General features: G+C 67.4%; 14 protein-coding genes. 8 read left to right on the forward strand and 6 right to left on the reverse strand.

Translation table 11 applies throughout. The features are described from left to right. Positions 1 to 42: 42 nt before the first annotated feature. The 4 genes from HB681_RS15865 to HB681_RS15880 are packed head-to-tail and all read right to left on the reverse strand — an operon-like array spanning position 43 to position 2,906. Positions 43 to 405 (reverse strand): nitrile hydratase accessory protein, encoded by a 363-nt coding sequence (locus tag HB681_RS15865; protein WP_213955814.1) that lies wholly within the window; start codon positions 403 to 405, stop codon positions 43 to 45. Then, positions 402 to 1,109, reverse strand: a complete 708-nt coding sequence (nthB, locus tag HB681_RS15870) for a nitrile hydratase subunit beta (protein WP_256734960.1) — start codon at positions 1,107 to 1,109, stop codon at positions 402 to 404. The genes HB681_RS15865 and nthB overlap by 4 nt, the downstream gene beginning before the upstream one ends. Further along, positions 1,106 to 1,759, reverse strand: a complete 654-nt coding sequence (gene nthA, locus HB681_RS15875; RefSeq protein ID WP_213955815.1) for a nitrile hydratase subunit alpha — start codon at positions 1,757 to 1,759, stop codon at positions 1,106 to 1,108. The genes nthB and nthA overlap by 4 nt, the downstream gene beginning before the upstream one ends. 10 nt (positions 1,760 to 1,769) lie before the next feature. After that, positions 1,770 to 2,906: an iron-containing alcohol dehydrogenase gene (locus HB681_RS15880; RefSeq protein WP_213955816.1), complete on the reverse strand. Its 1,137-nt coding sequence runs from the start codon at positions 2,904 to 2,906 to the stop codon at positions 1,770 to 1,772. Between the two features lie 72 nt (positions 2,907 to 2,978). Here HB681_RS15880 and HB681_RS15885 point away from each other — a divergent pair, with 72 nt between their 5' ends. Continuing rightward, positions 2,979 to 3,857 carry a fumarylacetoacetate hydrolase gene (locus HB681_RS15885; protein WP_213955817.1) on the forward strand — a complete coding sequence of 293 codons (879 nt, stop codon included), beginning with the start codon at positions 2,979 to 2,981 and terminating at the stop codon, positions 3,855 to 3,857. Further along, positions 3,854 to 4,801 (forward strand): alpha/beta hydrolase, encoded by a 948-nt coding sequence (locus HB681_RS15890; RefSeq protein ID WP_256734961.1) that lies wholly within the window; start codon positions 3,854 to 3,856, stop codon positions 4,799 to 4,801. Before HB681_RS15885 ends, HB681_RS15890 begins: the two co-directional genes overlap by 4 nt. Here HB681_RS15890 and HB681_RS15895 read toward each other — a convergent pair. Next, on the reverse strand, positions 4,798 to 5,907 hold the full coding sequence (locus tag HB681_RS15895; protein WP_213955818.1) for an SMP-30/gluconolactonase/LRE family protein: 1,110 nt from the start codon (positions 5,905 to 5,907) through the stop codon (positions 4,798 to 4,800). The two genes, HB681_RS15890 and HB681_RS15895, sit on opposite strands and share 4 nt — an antisense overlap. Positions 5,908 to 5,999: 92 nt before the next feature. Here HB681_RS15895 and HB681_RS15900 point away from each other — a divergent pair, with 92 nt between their 5' ends. Next, positions 6,000 to 6,860 (forward strand): YbgC/FadM family acyl-CoA thioesterase, encoded by an 861-nt coding sequence (locus HB681_RS15900; RefSeq protein ID WP_213955819.1) that lies wholly within the window; start codon positions 6,000 to 6,002, stop codon positions 6,858 to 6,860. Positions 6,861 to 7,418: 558 nt separating this feature from the next. Then, the gene (locus HB681_RS15905; protein ID WP_213955820.1) at positions 7,419 to 11,039 is read left to right on the forward strand and encodes an ESPR-type extended signal peptide-containing protein; all 3,621 of its coding nucleotides are present in this window, start codon (positions 7,419 to 7,421) and stop codon (positions 11,037 to 11,039) included. A gap of 73 nt (positions 11,040 to 11,112) precedes the next feature. Here HB681_RS15905 and HB681_RS15910 read toward each other — a convergent pair whose 3' ends face one another. Continuing rightward, on the reverse strand, positions 11,113 to 12,033 hold the full coding sequence (locus HB681_RS15910; RefSeq protein WP_213955821.1) for a folate-binding protein: 921 nt from the start codon (positions 12,031 to 12,033) through the stop codon (positions 11,113 to 11,115). A 77-nt stretch (positions 12,034 to 12,110) separates the two neighbouring features. On the opposite strand from HB681_RS15910, the gene mltG reads away from it, so the two are divergent. Genes mltG through HB681_RS15930 form a run of 4 tightly spaced genes read left to right on the forward strand, consistent with a single transcriptional unit; the run spans position 12,111 to position 15,127 of the window. Then, the gene (gene mltG, locus HB681_RS15915; RefSeq protein ID WP_213955822.1) at positions 12,111 to 13,109 is read left to right on the forward strand and encodes an endolytic transglycosylase MltG; all 999 of its coding nucleotides are present in this window, start codon (positions 12,111 to 12,113) and stop codon (positions 13,107 to 13,109) included. 10 nt (positions 13,110 to 13,119) lie between these two features. After that, positions 13,120 to 13,755, forward strand: a complete 636-nt coding sequence (gene tmk / locus HB681_RS15920; RefSeq protein WP_213955823.1) for a dTMP kinase — start codon at positions 13,120 to 13,122, stop codon at positions 13,753 to 13,755. Next, positions 13,752 to 14,756: a DNA polymerase III subunit delta' gene (locus HB681_RS15925; RefSeq protein ID WP_213955824.1), complete on the forward strand. Its 1,005-nt coding sequence runs from the start codon at positions 13,752 to 13,754 to the stop codon at positions 14,754 to 14,756. Before tmk ends, HB681_RS15925 begins: the two co-directional genes overlap by 4 nt. Further along, on the forward strand, positions 14,753 to 15,127 hold the full coding sequence (locus HB681_RS15930) for a PilZ domain-containing protein (protein ID WP_213955825.1): 375 nt from the start codon (positions 14,753 to 14,755) through the stop codon (positions 15,125 to 15,127). The genes HB681_RS15925 and HB681_RS15930 overlap by 4 nt, the downstream gene beginning before the upstream one ends. Positions 15,128 to 15,179: the final 52 nt, after the last annotated feature.

Here is a 15,179-nt window from a genome sequence, read left to right on the forward strand (position 1 = left end):
GGCAGGCCGATGGCCGCCCTGGCGCGGCCCGGCCCCGGGGGCTCAGAAATCATGGTCGCGCAGCTCGATGGGCTGGCCATGCGGGGTGCGGTCCGCGGCACGGTCCCAGGCGAGCCGATAGCGCTCCAGTTCTTCGGCCGAGCCGGCGCCCTTGCTTGCGACCAGCGACTCGAGCGCGGCGAGCCAATGGTGGTAGTAGGTGTCGCCGAGGTCGGCGTCGCCGGCCGCTTGCGCGGCGCTGATCTGCGCGGCGAGCGCCGCAGCCCATTCGGGCCAGGTGAACAGTTGCCGGGCATGCAGTGACACGGCCATGGCAAAGGCCTGGGCCTCCCAGGGTTCGCGGAACACCGGCCTGTCGTCCTGCCGGGGCATGCCGTCGAGAAGAGGGGGCTGGGCGTCAGTCATGAGGCCCCCACACGAGGCACTTGGGTGTTCTCCGGTTCCAGGTAGCTTTCCCAGGCGTCGACGGAAACGCGCAGGCCCGGCGCGGAATTCGCACCCCAGAGCGCATGCCCGTCGAACACGACCGTGTAGAGCCATTGCGGCTGCTCCCCCAGCCCCTGTGCGTTGGCGTCGGCAAAGACGTGGGCGCCGTGCAGGTGCTCGACGGTGCCGGTCTTGCCGCTGGCATAGGCGGGCAGCCGCGTGTGGTGGTCGACGTGCGCGGCTCGCGTGCGGACCCGGTCGCCGACCTTGAAGCGCGGCTGCGCATCGACCTGGCGCAAGGTGGGCGAGCCCCTGGCCAGCGCAGCGGCGACCTCCGATGCCTGGAGTACACGCCTTGTCGCACGCGGCGGATACAGCATGCGGCCAGCCTCGATTTCATCCGGCATCACCTGGAGGCGATCGGCCATCAGGCGCTCCAGCGCGGCCAGCCAGATCTCGTAGTAGGACATGCGGGCATAGGCAGGAAGGGTTTCGCGGACGCTTCGGCTCTGGTCGATGTTCCAGGAGCCAGTGCCGCCCATCGCCAGCGTCAGCGCGAGCACGCGCGGCTCCCAGGCGTGATGGAAGAGGGCGCCTTCGGGCTCGGGCACGACGCGGCCCGGCATGTCCCGGCCGCCGAGGTCCGCGTGGCTGGTGTAGGGCATCGTTGCCGTGGCGGTCATGGCCTGCTCCGACGCTCGGCCTCCGGGGTGCGCGCGAGTCCGGTGCCGATCATCGAATCACGCGTGACCAGTTCCGCAAGCCTTTCCTCGCTCCAGCCCTCGGTGCCGTCCGGGCGTCGCGGGATCACGAGGTAGCGCACCTCGGCGGTCGAATCCCAGACGCGGATTGCCGTCGTGTCAGGCAGGGAGACACCGAACTCGGCGAGCACCCCTCGCGGATCCTTCACGGCGCGGGAGCGGTAGGGCGCGCTCTTGTACCAGGTGGGTGGCAAGCCGAGCACCGGCCAAGGATAGCAACTGCAGAGCGTGCAGACCACCATGTTGTGCTGGTCGTCAGTATTCTCGACGGCGACCATGTGCTCGCCCTGGCGGCCGGCGAAACCGAGCGATGCAATGGCCGCGCTGGCATCGCGCCCCAGCCAGTCGCGGAATGCCGGATCGAGCCAGGCCCTTGCAACCACGCGCGCCCCGTTGCGGGGGCCGATCCTGGTCTGGTAGGTATCGATGAGGACGTCGAGGGCGGCGGGATCGATGTAGCCCTTTTGCGAGAGCACGCTTTGCAGTGCGCGGACGCGAAGGTCCATCGGGCCGAGCTCGCTGTGATCGCCGTCGTGATCGTGGTCGTGGTCGTGATGCGGGTCGTGGGCCATGCTCGCCTCCCTACATCGACGCTTCCAGCATCGCCCGATAGTCTTCCCGTGTTGCCAGCCGCGGATTGGTCTTGTGGCAGTGATCGGCCATGGCGCCGTCGATGATCTTGTCGAACAGGTCGCTCGTCACGCCGGCTTCCGCCAGGCCGGCAGGCAGGCCCAGGCGTGCGTTCATGTCGCGGATGGCGTCGCCGAGGTCGCCGGCCGAATCGAGGTGCATCGCCTGCGCCATGCGTTGCAGGCGCTGGTCCTTCTGCACTGACTCCGCGCCGGCGTTGAAATGGATCACCGCGGGCAGGAAGAGCGCGTTCAGCGTGCCGTGATGGAGCCGCGGGTCGACCCCGCCGAGGCTGTGGCTCAGGCTGTGCACGCAGCCCAGGCCCTTCTGGAACGCCATCGCGCCCTGCATCGAGGCGCTCATGAGGTTCAGGCGCGCCTCGCGGTCGCTGCCGTCCCGGGTGGCGCGTTCGATGTGGCCCCACGCGCGTTCCAGGCCGTCGAGCGCGATGCCGTCGGCCGGAGGATTGAAGGCGGCCGACATGAAGGTCTCCATGCAGTGCGCGATCGCGTCCATGCCGGTGGCGGCCGTCAGCCGCGGCGGCAGGCCGAGCGTCAGCTCCGGGTCGCAGATCGCCGCCTTGGGCATCAGGAACCAGCTGTGGAAGCCGAGCTTGCGGTGGTCGTCCACGATGATGATGGCGCCGCGCGCCACCTCGCTGCCGGTGCCGCTGGTGGTGGGCACGGCGATCAGCGGGGCCACGCGATCGGTGATCTTGGGCGAGCCGCCCTCGATGGTTGCGTAGGTGGTGAGCGGCCCTTCATGCGTGGCGAGGATGGCCACGCCCTTGGCGCAATCGATGGCCGAGCCGCCGCCGACGGCGATCAGGCCGTCGCAGCGATGGCTGCGATAGGCCTCCACGGCGGCGCGCACCGCGGCCTCGGTCGGATTGGAAGGCGTCTGGTCGAACACGGCCACCTCGAGATCGCCGAGCGCATCGAGCGCCTTCTGCAGGACGCCCGCGGCCCGCACCCCCGCGTCGGTGACGATCATCGGCCGGTCGATGCCGATGCGCGCGCATTCCGCCGACAGCAGCCGGATGGCGCCGAACTCGAACTGGACTTGGGTGAGGTATTGGATGAGGGCCATGAGGGGTGGTGGTCAGTGGCGCAACGGTAGGATGCGATCCGCCAATCTAACAAAGCGCATATCTCCTTGAACATGAAACATACCCTTGCCGCCGCCGTGGCTGTTGCATTGGGCACTGCCCTGGCTGCAGGCGCGCAGGCCGAGTGCATGAGCGATGCCGACGTGGCAGCAATGGCCGCCGCCATGGTGGCAAGGACCCCGGCCCCGAATCCGCCCCAGGACTTCAGCGAGGCCGACGCCAGTTGCACGCGCGCCAAGCTCAACAAGCTGCTGCTCGCCAGGTACGGCACGCCGATCGGCTACAAGGCCGGGCTGACCAATGCCAACATCCAGAAGCGCTTCGGCTATGACAAGCCGGTGTGGGGCGTGCTGTACCAGGGCATGGTGCTGGACAACGGCGCCACGGTGGACGCGGCCTTCGGCGCGCGCCCGCTCTACGAAGCCGACCTGCTGGTGCGCGTGAGAAGCGACGCCATCAACCGTGCGAAGACGCCGGCGGACGTGATGGCTGCCATCGACCAGATCGTGCCCTTCATCGAGCTCGCCGACCTCACCGTGCAGTCGACCACCGCCCTGAACGGTCCGGGCGTCACGGCCATCAACGCGGGGGCCCGGCTCGGCGTGAAGGGAATCGCCATCCTCGTGCCGCAAGCCGACTTCGCGCAGGCCTACCTGCTGGATTCCCTGCGCGACATGACGGTGCGCATCACCGATGGCGGCACCGGCGCGGAACTGGCGCGCGGCAAGGGCAGCGACATCCTGGGCCAGCCGCTCGAATCGGTGGTCTGGCTCGCCGATGCGCTGGCCAGGGAAGGCCTCGCGATGCGGCCCGGCGACCTGATCAGCCTGGGCTCCTTCTCGACCTTGCTGACGCCGAGGGCGGGGCAGTCGGTGCAGGTGAGCTACGACGGCTTGCCCGGCGCGCAGTCGGTGGCCGTCAACTTCCGATGACAGGGCGCAAGCCGCCGCTCACGCCGAAGATGGCCGGCGTGGTCGAGCGCATGGCGCGCGCCGGTCATCCACCGCTCAACGCCATGACGCCCGACGAGGCCAAGGCCGCCTATGAGAAGGGCGCCGGCATGCTGGAGGTGCCGAAGCCGCAGTTGATGCGCGTCGAGGACTTCACGATCCCCGCGCGCGACGGCTACCCGATGCCCGCGCGCCTCTATGCGCCCTCGCATGACGTGCTGCCGGTGCTCGTGTACTTCCATGGCGGCGGCTTCACGGTCGGCAACATCCGCACGCACGATTCGCTGTGCCGGGTGCTCAGCCGTGACAGCGGCTGCGCGGTGATCTCCATCGACTACCGTCTCGCGCCCGGGCACAAGTTCCCGACCGCATCGAACGATGCGTGGGACGCCGTGCAGCACATCGCAAAGGAGGGCGGGGCGCTCGGCATCGACGCCAGCCGGCTTGCGCTGGGCGGCGACAGCGCGGGCGGCACGCTCACCGCCGTGTGCGCGATCATGGCGCGCGACGCCGGCTTGCCCGTCGCGCTGCAACTGATGATCTACCCCGGCATGGCGGCGCACCAGGACACCGATTCGCACCGCGTCTTCGCCGACGGCCCCTTGCTCACCGAGGCCATGATCAGCTGGTTCTTCGCCGGCTATGTGCGCACGCCCGCGGATCGGGACGACTGGCGCTTCGCACCACTCCATGCCGACGATGTCGAGGGCGTGGCGTCGGCATGGATCGGCCTGGCCGAATGCGATCCGGTGGTCGACGAAGGCATTGCCTACGCCGACAAGCTGCGCGCCGCCGGCGTCGCGGTCGACCTGGAGATCTACCGCGGGGTGATCCACGAATTCATCAAGATGGGCCGCGCCATTCCGGAGGCGCTGGCCGCGCAGGCCGATGCGGCGCGGGCGTTGCGCGAGGCGCTGCATCCTTAGGGCATGCGCTTGAGCCAGCCCAGCCCCCTGGCATGCAGGCTCTGCACATAGAGCCGATCGCGCGTCTCGGTGACGGCGGTTGTCTCGGGGTAGGCGCCGGTCGCGTCCTGCAGGTCCGCCAGCACCTTGCCTTCTTCGCTGAACGCGAACACGTGGCCGTAGGGCTGGGGCACCGGCCACAGCGCGCGCGGCAGCCGCAACGTCACGCTGCGCAGGAACGGCATTCCTGCCATCTTGTCGACGGCCGGGTTGCGCGGCTTCACGAGGCCGGCCCAGACCTTTCCGTCGAGGCCGCGCATCAGGTTGTCGGGATAGCCGGGCAGGTTGTCGAACAGCACACTTGCCTGCGGATTCGTGCCGTTGCCCACGTCGAGGTCGCGCGCCTGCACGTCGATCTTCCAGATCCGGTACTTGCCGGTCTCGGCCACGAACAGGCTCTTCTCGTCCGCGCTCAGCGCCACGCCGTTCGCGAACGCGAGCCCCCGGGCCAGGATGCGCGTCGCTTTCGTGGCCGGGTCGTACACGAGCACACGTCCTGTTGCGGACTGCTCGATGATGTCGAGCACGCTGGCCTCGAACGTGCCGCCCCAGTCCGCCGGCGCAAAGCGCGCGGACGCATCGCTGAAGTACACCGTACCGTCGCGCGCCACCACCACGGCGTCTGCATAGCGGATCGGCTGGCCGCCGACCTTGTCGGCCAGCACCGTAACCTGCCTGCCCGGACTGATCGAGAGCAGACCCTTCACCGCATCGGCTGCGACCAGGTTGCCTGCGGCGTCGAAGTCGAAGCCGAGCACGCGGCCACCCGTGTTGACGAACACCTCCTGCGCGCGGCCGTCCGGGTTCATGCGCAGGATGTTGCCGCTGGCGACCGTGGTGTAGAGCTTGCCGTCGGGGCCGATGGCGATGTGCTCCGGGCCTTCTTCGCGGCCGAGGTCGATCATGTTGAGGCTGGCCAGCTTGTCGTTCACCGCGAATGCGCCGGCGTAGCCCGGCTCGGCCGGCGCGGACCACGCGACGGGCTGGACCGGAACGGGCCATAGCGCGAGATAGGCGACGGCGAGCAGCATGACCAGCCCGAAGGCGACGAACAGTTTCTTCAGCATGCGCGAGCGTCTCCAATGTTGTCTGTGGCACGCGATTGTCGCGACGAAAATCGGCCGCTTTCAGACAACGCAACGAACCCCGGAGACATCCCATGACCGCCCGCAGTGATTTCCGCTTCTTCCACCGCCTGCGCGTGCGCTGGGCCGAAGTCGATATGCAGAAGATCGTGTTCAACGCGCACTACCTGATGTACTTCGACACCGCCATCGCGGACTACTGGCGCGCGCTGTCGCTGCCTTATGAGGAATCGATGGTGGCGATGGGTGGCGACCTCTACGTGCGCAAGGCGACCATCGAATTCCACGCCTCGGCGCGCATCGAAGACATGCTCGACGTCGGGATGGGCTGCGCGCGCATCGGCAATTCGTCGATCGTGTTCGAGGGCGGGCTGTTTCGCGGGGACCAGCTCTTGGTGTCGAGCGAGCTGGTCTACGTCTTCGCCGATCCGGCCACCCAGACCTCGCGTCCCGTGCCTCCGGTACTCCGCGAACTTCTGCAAGGCTTCGAACGCGGCGAGCGCGTGTACGAACTCACTGCGGGCGCGTGGGCCGACATGGGCGAAGGCGCGGGCGCGTTGCGGCGCGAGGTGTTCATCGATGAACAGCGCGTGCCGGCCGAGATGGAATGGGACGAGCACGATGCCGTAGCGTTGCACGGCGTCGCGCGCAACCGCCTCGGCAAGGTGGTTGCAACCGGGCGGCTGCTGTCGGAAGCGCCCGGCATCGCGCGCATCGGCCGGATGGCGGTGCACCGGGGCCTGCGTGGCGGCGGCCATGGCGCGGCGGTGCTGCGGCTGCTGGAGGATGCGGCGAAGGCGCGGGGTGACAAGGAAGTCAGGCTTCATGCCCAGCGCAGTGCCGAGGCGTTCTACAAGCGTCTTGGCTATGCGCCCAGTGGCGAGCCTTTTGACGAGGCAGGTATTGCGCACATCGAAATGCGGCGCGTGCTCTGATAATTGCAATGATATAAACAATAGTGACAATTACCTCGAGCAGTTTGTCGCACCGTTGAATTAACCGTATGGCCAATCTGAAATTTCCGCATTGCGAGCGGATCAATCCTGCGGCGCAAAACCCACGGGGGTGCTCCAATACATTTATCGGCTGTCACACGAGGCGAAACAAGAAGAACTCGGGAGAGAGGTAGAAAAAGAAGCACTCTTCGAGGGTGCGCTGGGAGAGGACCTATCCCCGGAAGCGAAAGTTTCCGGGGATTTTTTTCGCCTGTACGTTCCGCGAAGTCGCAATTCGGCATCTCACGCAATGTGACGGGTTGGCGCGCCTCGACCATTTCCGACGAGCACCAAGGAAATTTCCCACCGCGTGTGCGACGCAACCTGCATACGGGAAAAACCCTGAAACGGTCTAATTGATACATCGCAAATGAATGTTGCCAGCCACCGAAGAGCCAGCAATTTTCTTTGAAATTGCAAAGCAATTTCGGTGAGCGCGCCAAGCAGTCGGGCCGGCCACACCGCAATTTTTTCCCCCGGCACTCTGAAAGAATCGCAATGAACAAGTCACACAAGAGCATCTGGAACGAATCCCTTGGCGCATGGGTCGCTGCCTCGGAACTGACCCATGCCCGTGGCAAGCGCAGCAAGTCAGGCGCCGTCGCGAGCAGCGTCGGTGGGGGCACCCGTCGGCTCATGATGTTGAGTGCTGCCGCGACGATGATGTTGATCGCATTTCCCAGCGAAGCGAGCGTCTGGACCCCGGATGCCGGCATGGCCTGCGCGCCGTCGGGCTCCGCGACAGGCGTGGGGCCTGACGGTGTCTACGCCTACGGCACCGCCACAGGCAACGGCACCGACGGCAATGGCTATTTTTCGTCAGTCCTCGGTTGCAGTGCCACTGGCAATAATTTGTTCGGTGTCACCGCACTCGGCGCATTTGCGAAGGCGACCGGCGACGGCGCAGTGGCGACTGGCTTGGGCTCGTCGGCCGGCCGATTTGCATCAGCCTACGGTCTGCAATCGCTGGCCAGCGGAAACTCCAGCACGGCTCTGGGCTACAACTCGACCGCTTCGGGCGCAGCGTCGACCGCCATCGGCGGATCGGGCAGTACTGCCGCCGGCATGGGCGTGCTGGCCTCAGGCGTCGGCTCGGTCGCCATTGGCGGCGACAACGCTCGCGGTGCGCAAGCCACCGGCATTCGCGCCGTGGCCATCGGCTCGCAGTCAACCGCAGCCGGCCAGAACTCGCTGGCCATGGGCAACCTGTCCAACGCCACCACGACCAACGGGACGGCCATCGGCACCAACTCCACTGCATCGAACAACAACGCGGCGGCGATCGGTGCTGCTTCCACTGCGAGCGGCTTGTCGAGTGCGGCCCTCGGCTACGCGAGCAACGCGTCGGGCGACATGAGCGTGGCATTGGGAAACACCGCCAAGGCCTTGTACGCAAGCAGCGTGGCGCTCGGCGCGGGCAGCCAGACCGGGGCTGCCGCTCCGACCGGCACGGGCTACATGACCGGCGCCGCCGCTCCGGCATCCGAAGTGTCGGTGGGTAACGCAAGCACCCAGCGCCGCATCACCAACGTCGCCGACGGCTCCGCCGCGCGAGACGCCGTCACGGTGTCGCAGTTGAGCACCAGCAATACCAGCCTCTCGACAAGCATCGGTTCGTTGTCGACCTCGACCTCCACGGGCCTCAGCACGACGATGACGAACGTCACTGCGCTGTGGACCAACGTGAACGCGTTGGGCGTCGAGACGGACAAGCTGGGCCAGACCACGGCATCGGCCCTCGGAGGCGGTGCCACGTACGACACGGTGACGGGCACTGTCTCTGCCCCGACATACACCATCCACAACGCCGACGGCTCGACCGGCACGGTCAGCGACGTGGGCTCGGCGCTCGCGAGCCAGTACAACAGCGGCCTCAAGTATTTCCACGCCAACAGCACGGGCGCTGACAGCAAGGCCACGGGCGCCAACAGCGTGGCGATCGGCCAAGCCGCAGTGGCCGCCGGCGCCAACGACGTCGTGATGGGCGTCAACGCGCGCACCGCCAACCCGTTCTCGGGCAACAACGGCATGGTCGCGGTGGGAGCCAACGCGTACGCCGAAGGAATGTCCACCGTCATCGGGGCCAACTCGCAGGCCTACAACCCCAATACGATCTACTGGGGCGGTGTCGCCATCGGCAATGGCGCGAGGGCAAATGGCACGACCACCGCCAACAGTTCGCCCGTGGCGATCGGCACAAACTCCAATGCCACCGGGGCGGGTTCGCAAGTCGCCCTTGGCGACAGGGCCATCTCAACCGGGCGCAACTCGGTGGCCATCGGCGGCGATGCGTCTGGAAGCGCCACGACCGCGACTGGCGACTATTCGATGGCGGCCGGCCCCAGCGCGAAGGCCTCCGGCCTCAACTCGATGGCGCTCGGCGGTTCGTCGGTGGGTGGCGCGGCGGCCAGCACCGCCAACAACGTGGGCGATGCCCTCGACAGCATCAACACCAACGGCACGAAGTACTTCCACGCCAACTCGACCGGCGCGGACAGCATCGCCAGCGGTGCCGACAGCGTGGCCATCGGCCCGAACGCGGTCGCCAGCTTCAACAACTCGGTCGCCATCGGCGCCGGTTCCAAATCGGCCGCCACCGTGGTCGTGAACAACGTGACCGTGGGCAACACCACGTACAACAACTTCGCCGGCAGCACGCCCGCAGGCAGCTTCAGCGTCGGCGACAAGGGTGCCGAGCGCCAGGTGCAGAACGTTGCAGCCGGCCAGATGTCGGCCACGAGCACCGATGCGGTCAACGGCAGCCAGCTCTACCAGGTGGCATCGAACCTCGACGCGACCGACACCAAGCTCGGCTCGCTGAGCACGGGCGTGGGCAGCCTGTCGGGTGACGTGGCTTCCCTGTCGACCTCCACGGCCAACGGCCTGTCCTCGCTGTCGACCTCGACCGCGAACGGCCTCGACAGCCTGTCGACCTCGACGGCAGCCGGTCTCGGCAGCCTGTCCATCGGCCTGAACAGCCTGTCGACCACGGTCGACGGCCTCGACAACCGCGTTGGCGGCCTGGAGAACGGCCTGGGTTCGCTGTCGACCAGCTTGGGCGACCTGGCATCGAACGCGAGCAAGTCGGCTGAGGGCGTGGGTTCGCTATCGACCGGCGTCGCGAACCTCACGACCAACATCAACTCGCTCTCGACCGGCCTGAGCACGACCAACACCAACGTCGCCACCGTCGGCAACGGTGCAGCTGCCGGCCTCGGTGGCGGCTCGAGCTACGACGCCGCGACTGGCACCTGGTCGGCCCCGTCGTACAGCGTGAGCAACGCGGACGGCACGGTCTCGAAGGTCAGCAACGTCGGCGATGCGCTCAACAGCATCAACAACAACGGCACCAAGTACTTCCACACGAACTCCACGCAAGCGGATTCGTCGGCAACTGGCGCCAACGCCATCGCGGTCGGCCCGCAGGCCGCCGCCAGCGGCGACAACGCGGTCGCCGTGGGCCAAAGCGCGCAAGCGACCGCCAGCAATGCCGTCGCCATCGGCAACGGTGCCGCGGCAACGGCTTCGCAAGGCACCGCAGTCGGCTTCGGCGCGCTGGTGCAGGTCAACGGCGGCGTGGCCTTGGGCGCAGGCTCGGTGGCAACGCGTGAAGCCGGCGTGGCTGGCTATGTGGGCAAGGGCGCGACGGACCAGCAGAAGGCGGCCGTCCAGGCCACGACGAGCACCCGCGCAGCGGTGTCCGTGGGCAGCAGCGGTGAAACGCGCCAGGTCACCAACGTTGCAGCCGGCTCGGAAGACAGCGATGCGGCCAACGTGGCGCAAGTGAAGGCAGTGGGCGGCGAAGTGAGCCAGGTCTCGAACCAGGTCAACGCGCTCTCCACGCAGATGAACCAGATCCAGAACCAGGTCGCGGACGTGCAGAAGGGCGCCTACTCGGGCGTGGCGATGGGCATGGCGATGTCGGGCACGTACATGCCGACCCTGAACGCCGGTGAAAAGGCGATTGGCGCCGGCATCGGCAGCTACAAGGGCTACTCCGCCGTGGCCGTCAGCTTCAAGGAGATGGCAAAGGACGGCAAGATGTCCTGGGGTGTGGGGGTGGCATCGACCGGCAAGGACATCGGCGTGAACGCCGGCGTGGGCTGGAAGTGGAACTGATCGCCTGAACCGACTTCGTCCACCTGAAAAGCGGCTCCTGCGTCTGTACGCAGGGGCCGCTTTTTCTTGCGCCTCAGATGTCCGCCAGCAGCGGGTAGGGCAGCGGGTCGACCGTCAGCGCCACACCCTGAGGTCCACCGGCGCGCAGGCCGCCGGCATCGAGCGCCGCGATCTGCACCGAGACGATGGCCGACCATTCGCCGTTGGCCGATGCTGCCTGAACAATGGTGCCGGTGGGTTGCTCCGCATCGTTGGCGGCGAATACTTCTTCGCCAGCCTTCAGCGGCGCACCGGCACGCACGACGTAGGCGCGGCGCTTGAGCGTGCCGCGGAACTGGCTGCGTGCCACGATTTCCTGGCCCGGGTAGCAGCCCTTCTTGAAGTTCACGCCGCCGATCGATTCGTAGTTCAGCATCTGCGGCACGAAGGCGTCGAGCACTGGCGTCGTCAGGGTGGCAACGCCGCTGCGCACTTCGCCCCATTGCCAGAGATCCGTTTCCAGCGCGTTGCCCGAGGGCGGGGGCGAATTCGCGGGCGCAATCCACAGGGCGCGCGGGATGCCGTCGGCGGGATACAGCGAGACGACGCTCGCTTCACCGATCGAAATTCGCTGGCCTGGCGGCGTCGAGGCGTCGAGGCCGTTAGCAGCCACCGCTGTTCCGGCGATGCCGTACAAGGCGAATTCGGCACTCGCATCGGTGAGCCTGGCCTTGGCGCGCAGCACGTACATCGACAGGCGCTTGAGCGTGGCGGCAAGGATGTCGCGGCTGCAGACCAGCAGGATCGTTTCAGGCTGCGGCCGGATGCCGATGAAGCTGGCGATCATCCGGCCCTTGGCGGTGCAGAGCGCCGCCAGCCGGGCCTGCGATCCGTCCAGCAACGAGAAATCCTGGGTGAGTTGGCCGTGCAGGAACGAAGCGGCATCGGTGCCTTCCGCGCGGATCACGCCGAGGTGGGGGAGGGCAGCGACGCCATTGAGGACAACAGGGTTCATCGCTGAATTATCATGGCCGGCCCGCATCCTTCCGGTTCGCAGGGCCAAGCGCTTTTCACCCTTCCAACCTGCTCCAAGTGCGCCGATTTTTCCTGAATGTCTTCCTGCTGGGTGCCTTGATCGCGGTGGCCATCGGCGCCTGGGGGCTGTGGTGGGTGCACCAGCCGCTGAAGCTTTCGGCGCCCTCCCTGGACCTGTCGATCGAGCCCGGCACCACGCCGCGCGGCATCGCGCAGGCGGTGGTCGATGCAGGTGTCGACGTGCAGCCGCGGCTCCTCTATTGGTGGTTTCGCATCTCCGGGCAGACCCGGCAGATGCGCGCCGGCAGCTATGAACTGGAGCCGGGCGTGACACCAAAGATCCTGCTGAACGTGCTGGTGCGCGGCGAAGAGGCCACGCGCAGCGTCGTGCTGGTCGAAGGCTGGAACATCCGCCAAGTGCGCGCCGCGCTGGCCAAGGCCGACCAGCTGAGACCCGACACCGCCGCCATGACGGACGAGGCCCTGATGGAAAAGCTCGGCCACGCTGGCCAGCACCCTGAAGGCCGCTTCTTCCCGGACACCTACACCTACTCCAAGAACTCGACCGACCTCGCCTTGTTGCAGCGGGCGATGCGGGCCATGGACCGCAAGCTCGCGGCAGCCTGGGCCGCGCGGGCATCCGACCTGCCGCTGAAGTCGCCCGATGAGGCGCTGATATTGGCCAGCATTGTCGAAAAGGAGACAGGCAAGGCCAACGAACGTGCGCAGATCGCGTCGGTGTTCGTCAACCGCCTGCGCGTGGGCATGCCGCTGCAGACCGATCCGACGGTGATCTACGGGCTGGGCACGCATTTCGACGGCAACCTTCGCAAGAAGGATTTGCAGACAGACACGCCCTGGAACACCTACACCCGCAACGGCCTGCCGCCGACGCCCATCTCGATGCCCGGAAAGGCCGCGCTGCTGGCGGCCGTGCAGCCGGCGCAAGGCAAGTCGCTGTACTTCGTCTCGCGTGGCGACGGCAGCAGCCAGTTCAGCAACTCGCTCGAAGAGCACAACAACGCGGTCAACCGCTATCAACGGAATCGACAATGAGCGGGTTTCAATGAGCACCGGGCTTTTTCTCTCGCTGGAAGGCATCGACGGCGCCGGCAAGTCGAGCCATATCGACGCGCTGGAAGCCCTGTTTCGCGCCCAGGGCCGCGCAGTGACCCGAACGCGGGAGCCGGGCGGCACGCCCCTTGGCGAAACGCTGCGCACGCTGGTGCTCAACGAGCCGATGGATACGCTTAGCGAGTCGCTGCTGGTGTTTGCGGCCCGGCGCGAGCACGTCTTGCAGGTCATCTTGCCGGCCTTGAAGCGCGGCGACGTGGTCCTTTGCGACCGCTTCACCGACGCCACCTTCGCCTACCAGGGCGCGGGCCGCGGCTTCGAACTGGGCGTGCTCGCCATGCTGGAACGCTGGGTCCAGGCCGATCCGGCGCATGCGGATGGGCTGCTGCAACCCGGACTCACGCTGTGGTTCGACCTGCCGCCCGAGATCGCGGCCGAGCGCTTGGCGGGCGCTCGGCTGCCGGACAAGTTCGAGGCCCAGCCGGTCGAATTCTTCCGACGCGTCGCCCAAGGCTACGCCGACAGGGCGGCGGGCGCGTCGCGTTTCGCGCGCATCGACGCCGACTGTTCGCGCGAACAGGTCTGGCAGCAGATCGAGTCGACATTGCAGGCGCGGGGACTGGCATGAGCACTTTGTTGCCCTGGCTGCACGCCCCGCTCGCCGAACTGCTGCGCCAGCGCGGCCACGCCTGGTTGCTGCAAGGCCCGTCCGGCCTCGGCCAATACGAACTCGGCCTGGCCCTTGCCAGCACTTGGCTGTGCGAAGAGCCTTCCGCGCAGGGCGCTTGCGGCCACTGCGGCAGTTGCCATGCCATCGAGGTCCGCACGCATGCGGACCTGTGCGTGCTCATGCCCGAGGTCGCGATGATGGAACTGGGCTGGCCGCTTGACGAGAAGTCGCAGGCCGACATCGACGACAAGAAGCGCAAGCCCAGCAAGGAGATCCGCGTCGAGGCCATGCGCGACGCAGTCGGCTTTGCGCAGCGCACGAGCGCGCGCGGGCGCGGGAAGGTGGTGCTGGTGTATCCGGCCGAGCGCATGAACGCGATCACGGCCAATGCGCTACTCAAGACCCTGGAAGAGCCGGTCGGCGATGTGCGTTTCGTGCTGGCCAGCGAAGCGGCCTGGCAATTGCTGCCAACCATCCGCAGCCGCTGCATCGGCTACACCTTGCCCTGGCCGGCATCCGGGCAGGCGCAAGACTGGCTGGTGGCGCAAGGCATTCCCGCAATCGATGCCGAGGCGTTGCTGCGCGCGGCCGGCGGCAGGCCCAGCGACGCGCTGCGCCAGGCGCGCAACGGTGGCTCGCCGAAAGCGTGGTCCCTGTTGCCCAAGGCCATGGCCAAGGGCGATGTCGCCGCCTTGTCCGGCCAAGCGCCGAGCCAGGCCATCGATGCTCTGCAGAAGCTCTGCCACGACTTGATGGCGGTGGGGCAGGGGGCCGCGCCACGCTTCTTCGACCCGGCGGACCTGCCGAAGCCGCCCTCCAGCCGCGCGCTGGCGCGCTGGTCGAAGTCGCTTGCGGCCGCGGCGCGCACCGCCGAGCATCCCTTCAATGCGGGACTCATGCTGGAGGCGCTTGTAAGCGAAGCCCGAAGCACCCTACACTCGGCCCTACCTCGCCCATGAACATCACCACCGCCCTCCCAGCCGCCAATACGCCCCGGCCCAGCGTGATCCAGTTGGCCATCAAGGAAAAGGGTGCGCTGTACGCGGCCTACATCCCGTTGTTCGCCGAAGGCGGCATCTTCATTCCCACCGCGCGCGAGTACCGGCTCGGCGACGATGTCTATGTGCTGCTGACGCTGCCCGAGGATCCGCAGCGCTACCCGGTCGCGGGCAAGGTAGCCTGGATCACCCCGGCGCGCGCCGCAGGCAATCGTGCACCTGGCGTTGGCATCCGCTTTCCCTCGGACGACAAGTCCCGTCAGCTCAAGGCCCGCATCGAGGAGGCGCTCGGCGGCACGATGGGCTCGGACCGGCCGACGCAGACTATCTGAGGCTCGCCCCCAAGTCGCCGCGCTGCGGCTCTCCTTCCCGACCGGGGGCAAT

This window comes from Variovorax sp. dw_954 (assembly GCF_018449755.1).
Lineage (GTDB): Bacteria > Pseudomonadota > Gammaproteobacteria > Burkholderiales > Burkholderiaceae_C > Variovorax.